This is a genomic window from Variovorax boronicumulans (assembly GCF_019352895.1).
Lineage (GTDB): Bacteria > Pseudomonadota > Gammaproteobacteria > Burkholderiales > Burkholderiaceae_C > Variovorax > Variovorax boronicumulans_A.
The window spans coordinates 1,664,862-1,683,160 of sequence record NZ_JAAAFX010000004.1 but is presented as its reverse complement, the minus strand read 5'-3'; the positions used below and the strand labels follow the sequence as shown (position 1 = coordinate 1,683,160).

20 protein-coding genes are annotated in these 18,299 nt (G+C 70.0%); 9 read left to right on the top strand and 11 right to left on the bottom strand.

The annotated features are described in order from the left end of the window. Nucleotides 1-121 precede the first annotated feature (121 nt). Together K0H49_RS09335 and K0H49_RS09330 are read left to right on the top strand one after the other, a co-directional pair. Nucleotides 122-1,396, top strand: a complete 1,275-nt coding sequence (locus K0H49_RS09335) for a Glu/Leu/Phe/Val family dehydrogenase (protein WP_219211425.1) — start codon at nt 122-124, stop codon at nt 1,394-1,396. A gap of 126 nt (nt 1,397-1,522) precedes the next feature. Continuing rightward, nucleotides 1,523-2,212: a DUF2242 domain-containing protein gene (locus K0H49_RS09330; protein WP_257624641.1), complete on the top strand. Its 690-nt coding sequence runs from the start codon at nt 1,523-1,525 to the stop codon at nt 2,210-2,212. Nucleotides 2,213-2,219: 7 nt separating this feature from the next. Here K0H49_RS09330 and K0H49_RS09325 read toward each other — a convergent pair whose 3' ends face one another. The 3 genes from K0H49_RS09325 to K0H49_RS09315 form a co-directional block, all read right to left on the bottom strand. Next, a complete protein-coding gene (locus K0H49_RS09325; protein ID WP_219211421.1) occupies nt 2,220-2,606 on the bottom strand; it encodes a response regulator in 387 nt (128 codons plus the stop codon). A 122-nt stretch (nt 2,607-2,728) separates the two neighbouring features. Further along, entirely contained in the window at nt 2,729-3,640 is a 912-nt protein-coding gene (gene rocF / locus K0H49_RS09320) for an arginase (RefSeq protein ID WP_219211419.1), read from the bottom strand. Between the two features lie 50 nt (nt 3,641-3,690). Beyond that, entirely contained in the window at nt 3,691-4,341 is a 651-nt protein-coding gene (locus K0H49_RS09315; RefSeq protein ID WP_219211418.1) for a TetR/AcrR family transcriptional regulator, read from the bottom strand. Between the two features lie 181 nt (nt 4,342-4,522). Here K0H49_RS09315 and K0H49_RS09310 point away from each other — a divergent pair, with 181 nt between their 5' ends. After that, on the top strand, nt 4,523-4,900 hold the full coding sequence (locus K0H49_RS09310) for a YXWGXW repeat-containing protein (protein WP_219211416.1): 378 nt from the start codon (nt 4,523-4,525) through the stop codon (nt 4,898-4,900). Nucleotides 4,901-4,915: 15 nt separating this feature from the next. Here K0H49_RS09310 and K0H49_RS09305 read toward each other — a convergent pair whose 3' ends face one another. From K0H49_RS09305 to purU, 4 genes are read right to left on the bottom strand one after another with little or no spacing between them, the layout of a single operon-like run. Continuing rightward, nucleotides 4,916-5,638 carry an LrgB family protein gene (locus K0H49_RS09305; RefSeq protein ID WP_219211414.1) on the bottom strand — a complete coding sequence of 241 codons (723 nt, stop codon included), beginning with the start codon at nt 5,636-5,638 and terminating at the stop codon, nt 4,916-4,918. A 6-nt stretch (nt 5,639-5,644) separates the two neighbouring features. Next, on the bottom strand, nt 5,645-5,989 hold the full coding sequence (locus tag K0H49_RS09300) for a CidA/LrgA family protein (protein ID WP_219211413.1): 345 nt from the start codon (nt 5,987-5,989) through the stop codon (nt 5,645-5,647). A gap of 10 nt (nt 5,990-5,999) precedes the next feature. Continuing rightward, entirely contained in the window at nt 6,000-7,505 is a 1,506-nt protein-coding gene (locus K0H49_RS09295; RefSeq protein ID WP_219211410.1) for an FAD-linked oxidase C-terminal domain-containing protein, read from the bottom strand. Nucleotides 7,506-7,538: 33 nt separating this feature from the next. After that, complete coding sequence (purU, locus tag K0H49_RS09290) at nt 7,539-8,387, bottom strand: formyltetrahydrofolate deformylase (RefSeq protein ID WP_183024443.1); 849 nt, start codon at nt 8,385-8,387, stop codon at nt 7,539-7,541. Between the two features lie 90 nt (nt 8,388-8,477). Between purU and K0H49_RS09285 the strand changes: the two genes are divergently transcribed. Further along, complete coding sequence (locus tag K0H49_RS09285) at nt 8,478-9,812, top strand: aminotransferase class III-fold pyridoxal phosphate-dependent enzyme (RefSeq protein WP_219211408.1); 1,335 nt, start codon at nt 8,478-8,480, stop codon at nt 9,810-9,812. Nucleotides 9,813-9,825: 13 nt separating this feature from the next. Here the strand turns inward: K0H49_RS09285 and K0H49_RS09280 are convergent, their stop codons facing one another. Continuing rightward, entirely contained in the window at nt 9,826-10,656 is an 831-nt protein-coding gene (locus tag K0H49_RS09280) for a ChaN family lipoprotein (protein WP_219211406.1), read from the bottom strand. A gap of 56 nt (nt 10,657-10,712) precedes the next feature. On the opposite strand from K0H49_RS09280, the gene K0H49_RS09275 reads away from it, so the two are divergent. After that, a complete protein-coding gene (locus K0H49_RS09275) occupies nt 10,713-11,780 on the top strand; it encodes an AbrB family transcriptional regulator (protein WP_219211404.1) in 1,068 nt (355 codons plus the stop codon). A 5-nt stretch (nt 11,781-11,785) separates the two neighbouring features. Here K0H49_RS09275 and K0H49_RS09270 read toward each other — a convergent pair whose 3' ends face one another. Both K0H49_RS09270 and K0H49_RS09265 read right to left on the bottom strand, forming a co-directional pair. Next, the gene (locus K0H49_RS09270) at nt 11,786-12,064 is read right to left on the bottom strand and encodes a BTH_I0359 family protein (RefSeq protein ID WP_219213168.1); all 279 of its coding nucleotides are present in this window, start codon (nt 12,062-12,064) and stop codon (nt 11,786-11,788) included. 107 nt (nt 12,065-12,171) lie between these two features. Further along, on the bottom strand, nt 12,172-13,302 hold the full coding sequence (locus K0H49_RS09265) for a DUF3108 domain-containing protein (RefSeq protein WP_219211402.1): 1,131 nt from the start codon (nt 13,300-13,302) through the stop codon (nt 12,172-12,174). 97 nt (nt 13,303-13,399) lie between these two features. Here K0H49_RS09265 and K0H49_RS09260 point away from each other — a divergent pair, with 97 nt between their 5' ends. Continuing rightward, entirely contained in the window at nt 13,400-14,482 is a 1,083-nt protein-coding gene (locus K0H49_RS09260; protein WP_257624640.1) for a fumarylacetoacetate hydrolase family protein, read from the top strand. A 6-nt stretch (nt 14,483-14,488) separates the two neighbouring features. Here the strand turns inward: K0H49_RS09260 and K0H49_RS09255 are convergent, their stop codons facing one another. Further along, nucleotides 14,489-15,271, bottom strand: coding sequence for a helix-turn-helix transcriptional regulator (locus tag K0H49_RS09255; protein ID WP_219211400.1), 783 nt, complete (start codon nt 15,269-15,271; stop codon nt 14,489-14,491). A 92-nt stretch (nt 15,272-15,363) separates the two neighbouring features. Between K0H49_RS09255 and K0H49_RS09250 the strand changes: the two genes are divergently transcribed. The 3 genes from K0H49_RS09250 to K0H49_RS09240 are packed head-to-tail and all read left to right on the top strand — an operon-like array spanning nt 15,364 to nt 18,297. Continuing rightward, nucleotides 15,364-17,091: an FAD-dependent monooxygenase gene (locus tag K0H49_RS09250; protein ID WP_219211387.1), complete on the top strand. Its 1,728-nt coding sequence runs from the start codon at nt 15,364-15,366 to the stop codon at nt 17,089-17,091. Beyond that, entirely contained in the window at nt 17,088-17,315 is a 228-nt protein-coding gene (locus K0H49_RS09245; RefSeq protein WP_219211386.1) for a hypothetical protein, read from the top strand. Before K0H49_RS09250 ends, K0H49_RS09245 begins: the two co-directional genes overlap by 4 nt. A 4-nt stretch (nt 17,316-17,319) precedes the next feature. Beyond that, the gene (locus K0H49_RS09240; protein ID WP_219211384.1) at nt 17,320-18,297 is read left to right on the top strand and encodes a Bug family tripartite tricarboxylate transporter substrate binding protein; all 978 of its coding nucleotides are present in this window, start codon (nt 17,320-17,322) and stop codon (nt 18,295-18,297) included. Nucleotides 18,298-18,299: the final 2 nt, after the last annotated feature.

Genomic DNA, 18,299 nt, shown 5'->3' with positions numbered 1-18,299 from the left:
GGCGCCGCGGGCGCGTGCTTCTTACGGCTCTTGCATAACCGTCGGCACGGCGCGCATAGGCCATGGCGCGGATGGCGTTGCAGGACTATCGTGACGGCCATCGTCACAACCGAGGCCACCCATGAGTGAAAAGCTCTCCTTCGTCAATCCGACCGCCAACAGCCCCTGGGGCACCTACCTGCAGCAGGTCGATCGCGTGATTCCCTACCTCGGCGACCTCGCACGCTGGGCCGAGACGCTCAAGCGTCCGAAGCGCGCGCTGATCGTCGACGTGCCGATCGAGATGGACGACGGGCGCATCGCGCACTACGAGGGCTACCGGGTGCAGCACAACATGAGCCGCGGCCCGGGCAAGGGCGGCGTGCGCTTCCACCCCGACGTCACGCTGGAAGAGGTGATGGCGCTGTCGGCCTGGATGACGGTCAAGACCGCCGCGGTGAACCTGCCCTACGGCGGCGCCAAGGGCGGCATCCGGGTCGACCCGAAGAAGCTGTCGCAGAAGGAGCTGGAGAAGATCACGCGCCGCTACACCAGCGAGATCGGCATCATCATCGGCCCGCACACCGACATCCCCGCGCCCGACGTCAACACCAACGGCCAGATCATGGCCTGGATGATGGACACCTACTCGATGAACACCGGCGGCACGTCCACCGGCGTCGTCACCGGCAAGCCGCTGCACCTGGGCGGCTCGCTGGGCCGCGTCAAGGCCACCGGCCGCGGCGTGTTCGTCACCGGCCGCGAGGCGGCGCGCCGCCTGGGCCTGGACCTGCGCGGTGCACGCATCGCGGTGCAGGGCTTCGGCAACGTGGGGTCGGTCGCGGCCGAGCTGTTCGTCGAGGCCGGCGCCAAGGTGGTGGCGGTGCAGGACCACACCGGCACCATCGTCAACCCGGACGGCCTCGACCTGAACACGCTGATTCCGATCTCGCGCACCCCGGCGGGCGCCGCCGGTTTCGAGGGCGGAGACAAGATCCCGAACGAACAGTTCTGGGACGTGCCCTGCGACATCCTGATCCCGGCCGCGCTCGAAGGCCAGATCACGGCCGAGCGCGCGCGCAAGACCGCGGCGCGGCTGGTGCTCGAAGGCGCCAACGGCCCGACCGTGCCCGAGGCCGACGACATCCTGGCCGAGCGCGGCGTGCTGGTGGTGCCCGACGTGATCTGCAACGCCGGCGGCGTGACGGTCAGCTACTTCGAGTGGGTGCAGGACTTCTCTTCCTTCTTCTGGGACGAGGACGAGATCAACGTGCGGCTCGACCGCATCATGATGAATGCGCTGCACCAGATCTGGGACACCGCGGACAAGCACAAGATCTCCTTGCGCACCGCCACCTACGCGGTGGCCTGCGAGCGGATCCTGATGGCGCGCCAGGAACGCGGCCTCTACCCTTGAGCCGTCCCTGAGCCGAGCCGGGCGGGTCGGGCGGATGGGCGAGGGTGCGCCCGGTGGCCGGGAACTGAAGGGCAGCTGAAGGGCTCCGATCAGGCGCCGGCCTCCGCCGGGTAGCATTCCATGCCGATGTCGCTCCAATCCCTGCCCCTTTCTTCCCGCTGCGCCGCCGCGGCGCTCCTCGTTCTGGTCCTCGCGGGCTGCGCCGGCGGTGCGAACCGCCGCGTGGTCTACGACCCCGAGGAGTTCGACTCGACCACCACCCATGCGCGCAGCTACGCCGCCACCGAGGGCCAGACCTGCGAGGCGGCGCGGCGCGCGCTGCTGAGCCAGGGCTACCTGGTGACGGCCGCCAACGCCGACCTGGTGACCGGGCGCAAGAGCTTCCAGCCGGCCAACGAAGTGCATGTCGAGGTCGAATTCCGTGTGGTGTGCGCACGCGACGAGGCCGCCAAGAGCGGTCCGCGCAAGACCATCGCCTTCGTCACGGCGCTGCAGGACCGCTACGGCATGAAGAAGACCAACAACGCCGCCAGCGTGGGCGTGGGCGTGATCGGCTCGCTGTCGCTGCCCTTCTCGTCGGGCGACGACGCGATGATCAAGGTGGCCAGCGAGACGCTGACCGACGAGCGCTTCTACGATCGCTTCTATGCGCTGCTCGACCGCTACCTGGTGGCCGACATTCCCGAAGAGAAGCTGCAGCCGCAGACCGGGTCGGCCGTCACCATGCCGGTGACGCCGCAGCTCGTGCCGTCGGCCACGCCCCTGAGTCCGCCGCCGCAGACCCTGCCGGTCGAGCCCTCGGGCGAGCGCGGCTGAGCCGGATTCAGTCCTGCGCCTTTTCGATGCCCCTCAGGGCGGCCTCCAGGGCCTCGACGCTGAAGGGTTTCTGCAGCCAGACCGTTCCCGGCACCGGACGGGCCGGCTTGGGCTGACCGGTGGCGAAGATCACCTGCAGCTTGTTCTGCACCTGCAGGATGTCGACCAGGTCCAGGCCCGACAGAGCCGGCAGGCCGACGTCGGTCATGAGCACGTCGAAGGCGCCGTCGATGAAGCGGTCGCGCGCCACCTCGGCGCTCTTGACCCCGGCCACCCAATGGCCGAGCAACTGGAGCATTTCGACGGTGGCGTCCAAGGTGGCGGGATCGTCCTCGACGACGAGCACACGCAGCGGGCTCGCGGAGGCGGGAGCGGTGTCGTCAGGGGGATGCATCGCGGTAAGGGGCATGTCTCTGGTCGGCGGGGAAAGGCCCACTGTACGCGCCAGCGCGCTGCAGGGACTTCCTTGTCTTCACTTCCGTGCGTAGGAAGGTCGCCTGAAGCAGCGCTTTCGCCTCAGCGGGCCAGCGTCGACTGGCCCAGCAGGCTGGCGATCAGTTCGACCGCCACCTCGGCGGTGCGGTTGCGCACGTCGAGCGCGGGATTGAGCTCCACCACGTCCAGCGAGCCGAGCCGGCCGGTGTCGGCGAGCATCTCCATGCACAGCTGCATCTCGCGGTAGGTGGGACCGCCGCGCACGCCGGTGCCGACGCCGGGTGCATCGGCCGGGTCCAGGCAGTCGAGGTCGAAGCTCACGTGCAGGTGGGTGTTCTCGTCGACGTCCTGCAGCGCCTCGGTCAGGGTGTTGCGCATGCCGTGCTCGTCGATGTGGCGCATGTCGAACACCGTCAGGCCCTGGGCCTGGATGGCGCGTTTCTCGTCGGCGTCGACGCTGCGGATGCCCAGGAAGCGGATCGCGTCGGGCGTGAGCGCGGCCGGCTGGCCGCTCCAGCCGGTCAGCGCCGCGGGCCCCTGGCCCAGCAGGCAGGCCACCGGCATGCCATGGATGTTGCCGCTGGGGCTGGTGCCGTGCGTGTTGACGTCGGTGTGGGCATCGAGCCAGAGCACGCGCAGCGTCTGCCCGCGCTGGCGCGCATGCCATGCGACCGCGCTGATCGAGCCGATCGCCAGGCTGTGGTCGCCCCCCATCATCAGCGGCAGGCGCCCCGCGCCGAGGGCGGTGTCGACCGCGTCGTACACCGCGCGGTTCCAGGCCACGGCCTCGTCGAGGTGGCGCAACCCGCCCGCGGGTGCAGCCCAGGGCGTGGCCGGGCCGGCCAGGTTGCCGCGGTCGAGCACCTCGAAGCCCATGCGCGCCAGCGTGCCCGCGATGTCGGCCACCCGCAGGGCATCGGGGCCCATGCCGGCACCGCGCACGCTGGCGCCGATGTCGGTGGGGGCGCCGATCAGCTCGATGATTTTCGTCATGGCCGTACTATGGTCCGGATGCGAGGGCGACGGTTGTGGGACAAGGGCGCTCAGCGCATGCCCAGCACGCGCCAGGCGAGGCGCGAGAGTTCGGCCACCGTCTCGTCCTGCGACAGGCGGCCGCCCGGGCGGTACCAGGTGTAGAGAAAGCCGGGCAGGCTGCAGGCGGCCAGCGCCGTGACCATGGTGTCGCCGAAATCGAAGTCGCCGTCGCGCCGGCCTTCTTCGAGCAGCGCGCACAGCCGGCTGTAGAAATGGCGCGCGAGCTTCTTCTGCGCGGCGATGTATTCGGGCCGGTACACCTGGGGTTCGCGGTAGGGAAAGACCGCGCAGGGGTGGTGATCGAGCGTGGCCCGGATCAATCGCTCCAGGCCTTCGCTGACCTTCGCGCGGGCCGGACGGGTGTCGTCGGGCGCGAAGTCCATCGAGGTGAAGCAGGCCACCGTGGGCCGCCACGACAGGGTCTCGAAGATCTCCTGCTTGTCGCGGAAATAGTAGTAGACGAAGGGCTTGGTCGCGTCCAGCGCGCGCGCAATCTGCGCGAGCGTGGTGGCGGCATAGCCCTGCGCGGCGAACAGCGCGGCCGCGGCCTCGAGGATGCGTTCGCGCTGGATGTCGGTCGCTTCGGTCGCGGTGCGTTGCCGGCCGGTGCCCTGCGGAAGATGTGGCTGGTGTGGTGTGGTTTGACTTGTTCTACCCATGGGTAGGATTGTTCGTACAGGCCTGCGTGCTGACAAGCCGCCGCACGCGGTCGACCGCTATCGCAAACCCTGAGCCGCGGGCACCTTGGCGACACAGCACGACACAAGATTTCGTGTGCCGCTTACACGGGCTTCACATCGAAGACCGAGGATCGGACCATCGATTCAAGGAAGCCTTGCCATGAAAAAACTTGCACTCTCCCTCGCCACCTTTGCTGCCGTGCTGCTGCCGATCGGCGCCATCACGCTGCCGACCGCGGCGCAGGCCCAGTCGGTGGGCGTCTTCATCAACACCCCGCCGCCACCGCCGCGCTACGAGCGCGTGCCGCCGCCGCGCCGCGGCTATGTCTGGGCGCCAGGCCACTACGAGGCGCGTGGCCACCGCCATGTGTGGGTGCCGGGTGGGTACATGCGTGCGCGCCCCGGCTATGCCTACCGGGCGCCCGAGTGGCGCGACCGCGGCGGGCGCTGGGAATACAGCCGTGGCCGCTGGGACCGCGACGGCGACGGCGTGCCGAACCGCTACGACCGCCGGCCGGACAACCCCTACCGCCGCTGACCCGCGTGCGTCGGCTCAGAAGAGCCGGAACACCAGCGGCATGAGCAGTGCGGCCAGCACCACCTGCAGGCCCAGTGCCAGCCCCGCGTAGGCGCCCGCATCGGCGTTCACGTGCAGCGCGCGTGCGGCGCCGATGCCATGGGCGGTGGTGCCCAGCGCGAAGCCCCGCGCAGCCCAGCCCGCGGGCGTGGTCGCGATGTGCAGCAAATCGAACAGGTACTTGCCCGTCAGCGCACCGACCAGGCCGGTCAGCACCGCGAACACCGCCGACAGCGCGGGGATGCCGCCGATCTTCTCGGCGATGCCCATCGCGACCGGCGCCGTGACCGACTTGGGCGCCAGCGACATCAGCACGTCGTGCGGCAGGCCCACAGCCCAGCCCAGTGCCACGGCCGAGCCGGAAGCGGACACACCGCCCAGCAGCGCCGCCAGCAGCACACGACCGAAGCGCGCGCGCAGTTCGGCGCGCCGCAGCCACAGCGGCCAGGCCAGGGCGACCACCGCGGGCCCCAGCAGGAAATGAATGAACTGCGCGCCCGCGAAATAGCGCGGGTAGTCGACGCCGGTCGCGAGCAGGCCGCCCGCCAGCACGATCACCGACCACAGCACCGGGTTGGCCAAGGGCGCGCTGTCGAGCCGTGTGTAGATCGCCTGCGCCAGCAGGTACACCACCAGCGTGGCGGTCAGGCCGAACAGCGGCGAGGCGGAGAGATAGACCCAGAGTTCGACGAAGCGCATGGCGTTTCAGCGGGCCTGGCCCTTGCCGCGGTAGAGCACGAGCACCGTCACGCCCATGCCGATCCAGGTCGACAGCACGATCACGAACAGCATGCGCCCACCGTACTGCGACAGCAGCGCCAGGTGCGTCATCACGCCCACGCCAACCGGGATGAACAGCAGCGACAGGTGCGAGAGCAGGAAGTCCGCGCATTCGCCCACCGGTTCGCGCACCAGCGGAAAACGCAGCGCGGCCAGCAGCAGCATCAGGCCCAGCACCGGGCCGGGCAAGGGCAGGGCGAAGCCGCGCGCGAGCACCTCGCCGATCGACTGGAACACCAGCAGCCAGGCGAGTCCGCGCAAGCCTTTCATCGTGTCGTGCCTAGAAGCGCGGCAGGTTGGGATGCGGCAGCGCCTGACCGCCGCGCACCACCTGCTTGCCGTACTCGGCGCAGCGCTGCAGCGTCGGGATCACCTTGCCCGGATTGAGCAGGCCGGCGGGATCGAAGGCGCGCTTCACGCCGAACATCAGTTCGTTCTCGGCGGCGGTGAACTGCACGCACATGCTGTTGAGCTTCTCGACGCCCACGCCGTGCTCGCCCGAGACCGTGCCGCCCATCGCGACGCTGGTCTCGAGGATGTCGGCACCGAAGAGCTCGCAGCGGTGCAGCTCGTCGGGGTCGTTGGCATCGAAGAGCACCAGCGGGTGCAGGTTGCCGTCGCCCGCGTGGAACACATTGCAGCAGCGCAGGTTGTACTTGATCTCCATCTGCTGGATCGCCAGCAGGATGTCGGCCAGCCGCTTGCGCGGGATGGTCGAGTCCAGGCACATGTAGTCGGGGCTGATGCGGCCCGAGGCGGGGAAGGCGTTCTTGCGCCCGCTCCAGAACTTCAGGCGTTCGTCCTCGCTGGCGCTGACCGAGATGGCGGTGGCGCCGCAGCCGCGCAGCACGGCGGTCATGCGGCCGATTTCTTCTTCGACCTCTTCGGGCGTGCCGTCGGATTCGCACAGCAGGATCGCGGCGGCGTCGAGGTCGTAGCCGGCCTTGACGAAGTCCTCGACCGCGGCGGTCATGGGCTTGTCCATCATCTCGAGGCCGGCCGGGATGATGCCCGCGGCGATCACGGCCGCCACCGCGTCGCCGGCCTTTCGCACGTCGTCGAAGCTGGCCATGATGCAGCGCGCGAGCTGCGGCTTGGGCACCAGCTTGACCGTGACCTCGGTGGTCACGGCCAGCATGCCTTCGCTGCCGACCACCAGGGCCAGCAGGTCCAGGCCGGCGCAGTCCAGCGCCTCGCCGCCGAACTCGATCGGCTCGCCCTCGGCGGTGAAGCCGCGCACGCGCAGCACGTTGTGCAGCGTGAGGCCGTACTTGAGGCAGTGCACGCCGCCCGAGTTCTCGGCCACGTTGCCGCCGATGGTGCAGGCGATCTGGCTCGAGGGATCGGGCGCGTAGTAGAGGTTGAAGGGCGCGGCGGCCTCGCTGATCGCGAGGTTGCGCACGCCGCACTGCACGACCGCGGTGCGGCTCACCGGGTCGATCTTGAGAATCCTGTTGAACTTGGCCAGCGACAGGGTCACGCCCAGCGCATGCGGCATCGCGCCGCCCGACAGGCCGGTGCCCGCGCCGCGCGCCACCACCGGCACGCCCAGCGCATGGCAGGTGCGCAGCACCGCCGCCACCTGCGCCTCGGTCTCGGGCAGCGCCACCACCAGCGGGCGCTGGCGGTAGGCGGTCAGGCCGTCGCACTCGTAGGGCGTGGTGTCCTCGTCGTGCCAGATCAGCGCATGGGCCGGCAGGTGGGCCTGCAGCGCGCGCACGGTCTGCGACTGGCGCTCGGCGCGCGCATGCTGCGCGTTCTCGGTGGGCGTGGCGGGAGCGTTCATGGCCTCACTCTACGACGCAAGCGCGCCCGGGGGTTACTTGAAGACGACGGTCTTGTGGCCGTTCATGACCACGCGGTGCTCGCTGTGCCACTTGACGGCACGGGCCAGCACCTGGCTCTCGGTGTCGCGGCCGCGGGCCGTGAGGTCTTCCACGGTGTCGGTGTGGTCGGCGCGTGCCACGTCCTGTTCGATGATCGGGCCCTCGTCGAGGTCGGCCGTCACGTAGTGGGCGGTGGCGCCGATCAGCTTCACGCCGCGGTCGTGCGCCTGGTAGTAGGGCTTGGCGCCCTTGAAGCTGGGCAGGAAGGAGTGGTGGATGTTGATCGCGCGGCCGTTGAGCTTGACGCACAGGTCGTTGCTCAGGATCTGCATGTAGCGCGCGAGCACCACCAGTTCGGCGCCTTCGGCCTCGATGATTTCCATCTGCTTCGCCTCGCCCTGCGCCTTGGTGGCGGCGGTGACGGGGATGTGATGGAAGGGCACGTTGTAGCTGGCCGCGAGCTGGTAGAAGTCGCGGTGGTTCGAGATGATGGCGCGCACGTCGATGGCCAGCAGGCCGCTCTTCCAGCGGAACAGCAGGTCGTTGAGGCAGTGGCCTTCCTTGCTCACGAGGATCACGGTCTTCATCGGCTGGGCGGCGGCGTGCAGCTGCAGCGACATGCCGAAGCCCTCGGCGAAACCGGCCAGCTGTTCGCGCAGGGCGGCCTCGCTGTGGTCGCTGCAGGCGAAGCGCACGCGCATGAAGAACAGGCCGGTGCCGGCGTCGTAGTACTGCGCCGCTTCCTCGATGTTGCCGTTGCGTTCCAGCAGGAAGCCCGAGACGGCATGGACGATGCCGGTGCGGTCGGGACAGGACAGGGTCAGGATGTAGGCGGAGGTCATAAGGGCCGCCATTGTCGCAGTCCTGCCCGCGCCTCGCCGCGGTGCCAGAATGTGCTTTTCCTTCTCACGCACGCCTCAGCAGGAGTGACCATGGCTCAGAACGACTTCAACATGGACAACCAGTGGTTGCCCTTCACCCCCAACCGCGCCTTCCAGAAGGACCCGCGGGTCTTCGTGGCCGCCGACGGCATGGAATTCACCACCCACGACGGCCGCAAGGTGATCGACGGCATCTCCTCGCTGTGGTGCGTGGGCGCGGGCCACAACCGTAAGCCGATCAACGAGGCGATCAAGAAGCAGCTCGACACGCTCGACTACGCCACCGCCTTCCAGATCAGCAACGACAAGGCGTTCAAGGCCGCCGAGATGATCGCGGCGCTGGCCCCGGGCGACCTCAACAAGGTGCTGTTCTGCAACTCGGGCTCCGAGGCGGCCGACACCTCGATGAAGGTGGCGCTGGCCTACCACCGCGCACGTGGCGAAGGCCACCGCAACGTGTTCATCGGCCGCGAGAAGGGCTACCACGGCGTGGGCTTCGGCGGCATGTCGGTGGGCGGCATTCCGGGCAACCGCAAGGTCTTCGGCTCGGCCTTCCTGCCGCGCGTGGACCACATGCGCTTCATCCACGACCCGGTGAACCATGCCTACATTCACAACCAGGAACCGGTCTGGGCCGAGGACCCGCTGCTCGAACTCGAACAGCGCATCCTGCCGCTGCACGACCCGAGCAACGTGGCCGCGATCATCGTCGAGCCGGTGGCCGGTTCGGCCGGCTGGTACCTGCCGCCGCAGGGCTACCTCAAGCGCCTGCGCGAGATCTGCGACAAGCACGGCATCCTGCTGATCTTCGACGAAGTCATCACCGGCTTCGGCCGCATGGGCACCAACTTCGGCGCCGACTACTACGGCGTGGTGCCCGACATGCTGAACTTCGCCAAGTGCGTGACCAACGGCGTGATCCCGATGGGCGGCGTGATCTGCCGCGACAAGCTGTACGACGCGATGATGAAGACCGACGCGCCCGAGCACGTGGTCGAGTTCTTCCACGGCTACACCTACTCGGGCCATCCGGTGGCGGCCGCCGCGGCCATCGCCACGCTCGAGCTGTTCCAGCAGGAGAACCTCTTCGCGCGGGCCGGCGAGATGAGCCAGGTGCTGGGCGATGCCTTCCACAGCGCCTTCAAGGGCCTGCCCAATGTGATCGGCATCCGCAGCCTGGGCCTGGCCGCGGCCGTGGAACTGGCGCCGATCGCCGGCGCGCCGGGCAAGCGCGCCTACGACATCTTCGTCGACTGCTTCCACAAGGGCGCGCTGGTGCGCCCGGCCGGCGACGTGGTGGTGATCGCGCCTCCCTACATCGTCGAAAAGTCGCACATCGACACGCTGGTCAACACGCTGGCCGACGCGATCCGCAAGGCGGCCTGAGTCGGGTCCTTCATCAGGGACGCGCGGGTGCCTTGACGCCCGCGCAGTAGTCCTTGGCAGGCAGCGGCGGGGTGCGCCAGGTGGCGTCGTAGCCGCGGGCGCCGTCCGCATCGACGGCCGCCGAGGCCAGCAGCCGCACGCTCGTCACCTTGAAGTCGCTCGGCAGGTGCTGCGGCACGCCCAGCGGCCGCAGCACGTGGCCGGCGCCGGCGACCAGCAGCACCGTCTTGCCGGGCTGGCGCGCCTTGAGCACCGCCTGCGCCATCGCGCGGTCGCGCGCGATCTGGATGCGCGTCATGGGCCCGATCTGCGTTTCGGGCAGCAGGCCGCAATGGCCGCTGCGCACCGCCTCGCGCTGCGCCTCGCGGGCCGCCTCGTCCAACTGCGCATCGAGCGACACGTCGGCCATCGCATCCTTCATGCGCGCGCGCGGCAGGTTGGCGCCGACCACCGGCACGCCGGCACGCACCGCCGCCATCACCGCCGGGCCGTAATCGGCCCAGGGCCAGGCCTTGTCGTTCCAGCGCAGGGCCGTCTGCACCTGGGCCTCGGTCGCATTGGCGGGCAGATGGGCGGTGTCGTTGCCTTCCTCGGCCATCTCCAGCGCCAGCGCCGCGAGCCGGCCGCGCGCGGCCAGGGCCTCGACGGTCTCGCGTTCGATCGCATGGTGCGCGGCCGCGTCGTGCTGCTCGCCGAGCAGCAAGGCATCGACAGGCAGCAGCGTGGCCACCTTGCGTTCCACCGGCGCGTCGTCGGCGGGCGGAAGCAGGGTGCAGGCGGACAGCGCCACGACAGCGCCCAGGAGGACGGCCCAAGGCCGGACGGAGGAGAGGCGGACAGGCATCGGGCGATACTACGCGTGGCCTGCGGTGCCTGGCCGCCATCTCCTGTCGCCTACCTTTGCCCGCTTCCTTCCGTTTCCCGCTGCGCGTCGCCGCCACGCTCCTGCTCGCGCTGGCCGCCGCCGGTGTCTGCCTGGCGCTGCACACGCCCCTGCCCTGGATGATCGGCCCGCTGCTGGCCGTGTCGATCGCGTCCATCGCCAATGCGCCGACCGCCAGCGCCACGGTGCTGCGCAACAGCGGCCAGTGGGTGATCGGCGGTGCGCTGGGCCTCTATTTCACGCCGCACGTGGTCGCGCTGGTGGCCGGCATCTGGTGGGCGATTGCGCTGGCGATCGTCTGGGCCCTGCTGGCCGGCGGGCTGTTCGGCCTCTGGCTCGAGCGTGGGCACGGACCTCGGATGCCCCATGTGCCCGAGCGTTCCATGAGAGCCACCGCTTACTTTGCAGGCGCGATCGGCGGCGCGTCGGAGATGACGCTGATGGCCGAGAAAGTCGGCGCGCGCACCGACCTGGTGGCGGCGGCGCACAGCCTGCGGCTGGTGATCGTGACCATCGCGATCCCCTTCGCGATGCAGTGGAGCGGATTGCAGGGCCTGGAGATCAACCCGCCCTCGGTGCGCAACGTGCAGTGGGGCGGCCTGGTGCTGCTGGCGCTGGCCACCGGTGCCGGCGCCTTGCTGATGCGCGCCACCGGCCGCAACAACCCCTGGTTCATCGGGCCGCTGCTGGTGGCGATCGGTTTCACGGTGAGCGGCGTGCAGCTGTCGGCCGTGCCGCAATGGCTGTCGAACGCGGCGCAATTGGTGATCGCGGTGAGCCTGGGCGTGCGCTTCAGCCGGGAATTCCTGCACACCGCGCCACGCTGGCTGCTGAGCGTGGCCTGCGGCACGCTGGTGCTGATCGCGGTCTGCGCGGGTTTCGCCTTCCTGCTGGCCTGGGGCACGGGGCTGCATCCGGCCACGATGATCCTCGGCACTTCGCCGGGCGGCATCGCCGAGATGTCGATCACCGCCAAGGTGCTGCAGCTGGGCGTGCCGGTGGTGACGGCCTTCCAGGTCTGCCGGCTGGTGGCGGTGCTGCTGCTGGTCGGGCCGATGTACGGCTGGCTCTACGGCCGACGCTGAGGCCCTTAGTGCACCAGTACGGGGTTCTGCGCGAGCTCCGCGTAGCCCTCGAGCGTGTCCTCGACCTCTTCCTGCGTCGGCGTGTTGAGCTGCCAGGCGGTGATCTGCTGCTGGAACAGCTCGGCCCAGGAACCGTCGAGGTAGACCTCCTTGCCCGAGCGTTTGTCGACGATCTCGAAACCGTGGCGCGCCAGCACCGGTATGTGCGGCGCGACCGGTGCCTCGCCCTCGGTGGGCTGCACGTGCACGACGACGAAGGACTCCGAGTCGTAAAGCATGTTCATGGCGGATCCCGTGAGGATGTCGATGGCGTTCATGGAAGGATAGATAGCATTTAACGCGCCAGTTTCAAGGCCGGCGCGCTGATCTTCTGGTCGGGCTATTGTGGGATTCAGTTCGCCGCCGCCGGGGCGAGCCGTTCGCGCAAACGCATGTCGGCGAAGTCGCCGTTGGGCTGTGTGAGCAGGATGCGCACCGGCAGGTAGCCCAGCGCGGGCGCCAGCCAGAGCTCGACCTTGTCGTCGTACGGGTAGCGCGGGTTGCGCGTGAGCTTGCGGGCCGCGAAATCCCCGCCGGGCAGCCGCAGGTTCTCTTCCTCGCCGATCTTGAAGATCCAGATGTCGGCATCGCGCGGCCCCGCGGTCTGGATGGCGATCGCGCCGTCGGTCGGGTAGCGCGCCGGGTCGCCCGCGAGCAGTGCGCCGAGCTGCAGGATCACGCTCAGGCGGTCCTGCGCGCCGGGCATCAACGGCACGCTGGGCGCGTTGTTGCTGAACACGATCTGGCCCTGGTCGCGCACGAAATGCGAGGCCACCTCGGTCTTGCGGGTGTCGGAGAAGCGGTCGGGCGTGATGCCCGCGGGCCCGATGTGGCCGGTGCTCTGCTGGGTGCGCAGGGTCTTGAACAGGAAGCTCAGCGACAGCCGCGCCTCGTAGGCCTGGCCGTCCTGCTGCCAGCTGAGCTCGCCGAAGACGCCGCTCATCGGTGCCACGCCTTGCTGGCCGGTGACGGCGAACTTGAGCCGGACCGCGCCGGGAACGGCCAGCGGCGGCGGGACCTCGGCGGGTGCAGGAGGAGGGGGTGGTGGCGGCTCGGGTGCGGCACTGGCCGTGGGGGGCGTCGTGTCTCCCGCGGAGGCTGCGCCCTCGGGCGCGGCCGACGAAGCCGCAGCGGGCGCTTCCGGCGCCGGTTCGGGCTCCGCCGTGATCGCCTGCAGCACGGGCGCCGGTGCGGGCGCAGGACGCGGCTTCACCGGCTTGGGCCGGGGCGCGGCGCGCGGTGGCGCCGGCGTGGGCGCCGGCTTCGGCGCCTCCGCCACCGGCGGCGGCGGCGTGATCACGATCGTGCGGGTGACGAAGCGCTCGGCCGGCGCCTGTGCATCCGGCGTGTTGCCCAGCGGAATGGCGCCCAGCAACGCCAGGTGCGCGGCCACCACCACCGCGCTCACCAGCAGCGGCGTGCGCCATGCGGTGCGCTCGGCCGGCAGATGGCCGGCGGCGGGGGAGAGGGCGTTCAGCGTCATCAGGTATGGACCGGGCGGCGCGCCGGAGGTTCACCTCGGTACACTGCCGCCGTTCCACCAGTTTAGTAGCGAGGCCGCATCCGGGCTCGCCGCCACCATGAAACTCGCCACCCTCAAGGACGGCTCGCGCGACGGCCAGCTCGTCGTCGTCTCGCGTGATCTCTCGCTCGCCCACTACGCCACCGGCATCGCCAGCCGCCTGCAGCAGGTGCTCGACGACTGGGGCTTCCTGAGCCCGCAGTTGCAGGACCTGTACGACGAGCTCAACAACGGCCGCGCGCGCCACGCCTTCCCCTTCGACCCCGCCCGCTGCATGGCGCCGCTGCCGCGCGCCTACCAGTGGGCCGATGGATCGGCCTACATCAACCACGTCGAGCTGGTGCGCAAGGCGCGCAACGCCGAGGTGCCCGAGAGCTTCTATACCGACCCGCTGATGTACCAGGGCGGCAGCGACGACTTCATCGGCCCGACCGACGACGTGGTGGTGCCCAGCGAAGCCATGGGCATCGACTTCGAGGCCGAACTCGCGGTCGTGACTGGCGACGTGCGCATGGGCGCCTCGCCCGAGCAGGCGCTCGACGGCATCCGCCTGGTGATGCTGGTCAACGACGTGAGCCTGCGCAACCTGATCCCGGCCGAACTCGGCAAGGGCTTCGGCTTCTTCCAGAGCAAGCCGGCCACCGCCTTCAGCCCGGTCGCCGTGACGCTCGACGAGATCGGCGAGGCCTGGCGCGACGGCCGCGTCCACCTGCCGCTGCAGAGCACCTGGAACGGCCGCAAGGTCGGCCTGTGCGATGCGGGCGAGGAAATGACCTTCCACTTCGGCCAGCTGATCGCCCACATCGCCAAGACGCGCAACGTGCGCGCCGGCAGCATCGTCGGCAGCGGCACCGTGAGCAACAAGGGCGTCGAGCGCAAGGGCGGCGGCATGGACTGGCCCAAGGGCTATTCCTGCATCGCCGAGAAGCGCTGCATCGAGACGATTCAAGACGGCCAGCCCAGCACCGAGTTCATGCGCTACGGGGACACCATCCGCATCGAGATGAAGGGCCCGGACGGGCGCTCGTTGTTCGGCGCGATCGACCAGGAAGTCGTGGCGCCGGGCGCGCGCGAGCGGGCGGCGGCGGAGGCGCTCAAGGCGCAGGCCTTGGCGCGCAGCCAGGCGGTGGCCGAGGGCTGAAAAGTTTCAGGCGGCGGCGCCACCGCCGCGCAACAGCTCCCTCAGCGACCCGATCCCCAGCCGCCGGAACGCCCGGTACTGATGTGTGCGCACCGTCGTGAGCGCGATCCCCATCTCGCGTGCCGTTGCCTTGGCGGTGCGGCCGGCCCGCAGATGCCCGATCACCTCGCGTTCGCGCTGGCTGAGCGCGAGCAGGCGCGGCGCGAGCGCGGGGTCGGCGGTCTCGCGGGCGACCACGGCGCTGCGGCCGTGGGCGGCGGTCGCGTCGGCCAGCAGCGCGGCGTGCACTTCGAGTTGCGCGAAGTCGCCGGCGTCGAATGCCGGCTGGGCGAGGCTGCGGTAGAAGCTCACGGCCGCGCGCTGGCCCGTGGGCAGCAGCAACAGCACCGACGCACGCTCGCGGATGCCCACGTCGCTGTAGCAGGCGGCGCGGTAGACCGCATCCTCGATCTCGTCGCCAAGGTGGTGGCCGATCCAGCGCTGCGCCTGCTTCGGCCGCGCGCGGGCCGCGAGCCAGACCATGTGCGGATCGAGCCGGTCGAAGCGCTCGGCGATGTAGCGCGCGGCCGTGCGTTCGGCGGTGTTGCCGTAGCTGCTGGCCGCGGACACGGCCTCCAGCGCGCCCGAGGCGCCGACCGCGAACACGGTGCAGAAGGTCGCGGGCAGCACGCGCTGCATGGCGGCCAGGCAATGGGTCGCGAGCTCCGGCGTGCCGATGCCCGCGAGCACGTCGCCGATCACGGCGGGCGCGATCGGCAGGTCGGACGGAGGGATGCGCCAGCGCTTCATTGATTGCAAGTCGGGAAAGGGCGCCCTAGGGTAAGCACCTCGTACGAGATTACGACACCGCTCGGGCTGCGTCATCGGGAGAATCCCGTCGCATGAACACCGCAGCTCCTGTCGCCCCCTCCGCGCGCCCCGGCGATGCCGCCAGCGGGCCCGTGCCGCCGCGCGCGGACGAAAGCACGCTGCCGCCCTCGGTCGGCAGCTTCCACTACACGCGCTACGCGCCGCGCACGCCGGCGCTGGTCGATGGCCGCGAACCCGGCGTGCATCCGGTGCTGCTCGCTGGCGGCGGGCCGGTCGGCATGGCGCTGGCGCTCGGGCTGGCCAACCATGGGGTGCGCAGCGTGCTGATCGAGGCCGACGACACGGTGTGCGTGGGCAGCCGCGCGATCTGCGTGTCGCGCCGCAGCCTGCAGATCATGGAACGGCTGGGCGCGCTGCCGGGCTTCCTGGCCAAGGGCCTGCCGTGGTCGGTGGGGCGCAGCTTCTACAGGACCGACGAGGTGTTCCGCTTCGAGATGCCGCAGGACCCGCGCCAGCCACTGCCGCCGATGGTCAACCTCGCGCAGTACGACATCGAGCAGAGCCTGCTCGACGCGATCCATCGTCGCAATGCCCAGCAGCCCGGACTCATCGACATCCGCTGGGCCACCGAGGTGACGGCGCTCGCGCAGGATGCCGAGGGCGTGACGCTCGAGGTGCGCAACCATGACGCGGCCTACACGCTGCAGGGCCGCTGGCTCGCGGCCTGCGACGGCGGCCAGAGCTTCGTGCGCAAGACGCTCGGCCTGTCGCTCGAAGGCGCGGCCTACGAGGGCCGCTACGTGATCATCGACATCGAACTGCCGAGCGCCTACCCGACCGAGCGGCGCGCCTGGTTCGATCCGCCCTGGCACCGCGGCGCGACCGTGCTGATGCACCGCCAGCCCGACGACATCTGGCGCATCGACTACCAACTGCGCGCCGGCCAGCGCACCGAGGACGCGATGACGCCCGAGGCGATCCGCGTGTTCGTGCAGCGCCACCTCGACGCCATCGGCGAAGGCCACCTGCCGTGGAAGACCGTGTGGTCCTCGGTCTACCGCGCGGGCGCGATGACGCTGGCCGACTACCGCCATGGCCGGATCCTGTTCGCGGGCAACGCGGCCCATGCGATGCCGATCTTCGGTGTGCGCGGGCTCAACTCGGGCTTCGACGATGCCGACAACCTGGCCTGGAAACTGGCGGCGGTGGCGGAGGGCTTCGCGGGCGAGGCGCTGCTCGACAGCTACTCGCAGGAGCGCATCGAAGCCTTCCACATCAACGCCGAGAACGCGATGCGCAGCACCGAGTTCATGTCGCCGCCCTCGCGCGGCTTCGACCTGATGCGCGAGGCCGCGCTGTCGCTGGCCGGCGCGCACCGCGACATCGCGCAGCTCGTGAACCCGCGTCAGACCGAAGCGGTGCGCTATGCGGCGTCGGCGCTGTCGAGCGCGGGCGATGCCTTGCCCGCGTGCCCGTTGCCGGGCGAGGCGATGCCGGGCTACGTGGACGTGAACCTGCCGGCGTTCACGCTGCTGGTGCTGGCGCCCGAGAACGTGGCCGAGCCGGTCGACGAAGCCGAACTCGCGCAGGCACGGCAGGTCGCGGCTGGCCGGCTGCAACTGCGCCGCCTCGAAGCCGATGCCGCGCTGTTCGCGGCCCTGGGCGCGCAGGAGGGCGCTGCCTACCTGTTGCGTCCCGACGGCCATGTCGCCGCGCGCTGGCGCCGCGTGCCGCCCGGTGCGCTCGCGGCCGCGCTGCGCCGCGCCCTGTGCGCCATCCCAACCGAAAGCCAGCCATGAGCACTGCCCTGCCTCCCGAAGCCCGCGACCGCCTCTACGCCGCCTGCGCGCGCGCCATCACCGAAGCCGGGCCTGAGCGCGAGTCGCTGTTCCTGGCGCGGCTCGCGCTGCTGCTGTTCGAACAGGTCGGCGACGAGGCGCGCTGCAGCGAAGCGCTGGCGCACGCGCTGCAGGACCTGCCCGTACCATCCCTGTCTGCCCTCATAACCACAAACGGAGATTGAATCCATGGACCGTCGTACCCTCCTGGCCACGCTCGCATCGGGCGCCGCCGTCGCTGCCGCACCCTTTGCCCGCGCACAGTCGGCCTATCCCGAACAGATCATCAAGTGGGTCGTGCCGTACCCGGCAGGCGGCGGCACCGACGTCATCGCGCGCACGCTGGCCGAAGCCATGCGCCAGACGCTGGGCCAGCAGATCGTGATCGACAACCGCCCCGGCGCGGCCACCAACATCGGCGCCGACCTGGTGGCCAAGAGCAAGCCCGACGGCTATACCATCCTGTCGGCCGACAACGCGGTGCTGGCCTTCAACGAGCACCTGTTCGGCAAGCTGCCCTTCAATCCGCAGAAGGACTTCAGCTACATCGGCGCGATCGGCAAGTTCCCGCTGGCGCTGGTGGTGCATCCCGATTTCCCGGCCAAGGACTTCAAGGAGTTCCTGGCCTACGTGAAGGCCAACCCCGGCAAGGTGAACTACGCGTCGCCGGGCAACGGCTCGCCGCACCATCTGGCGATGGAGCTGTTCAAGAACCGCACCGGCACCTTCATCACGCACATCCCCTACCGCGGCGCGGCACCGGCCATGGCCGACGTGATGGGCGGCCAGGTGCCGTGCATGTTCCTGGACCTGGCCTCGGGCCTGACCATCATGCAGAGCCACAAGGTGCGCGTGCTGGCCATCGGCTCGGGCGTGCGCAGCAAGCTGCTGCCCAACGTGCCGACGCTGGCCGAAGTGGGTGTGCGCGACAGCGAGGTGTTCGCGTTCCAGGGCCTGCTGGGCCCGGCCGGCCTGCCGGCCAACGTGGTGAGCAAGCTCAACGGCGACCTCAACAAGGCCTTCACCACGGCCGCGGTGCAGAAGCGCTTTGCCGACATCGGCATGGAAGCCATGCCCGGCACGCCCGAGCAGTTCTTCGGCCTGGCGCGGGCGGAAGCCAAACGCTGGGGCCCGGTGATCCAGGCCGCGGGCGTCAAGCTGGATTGATC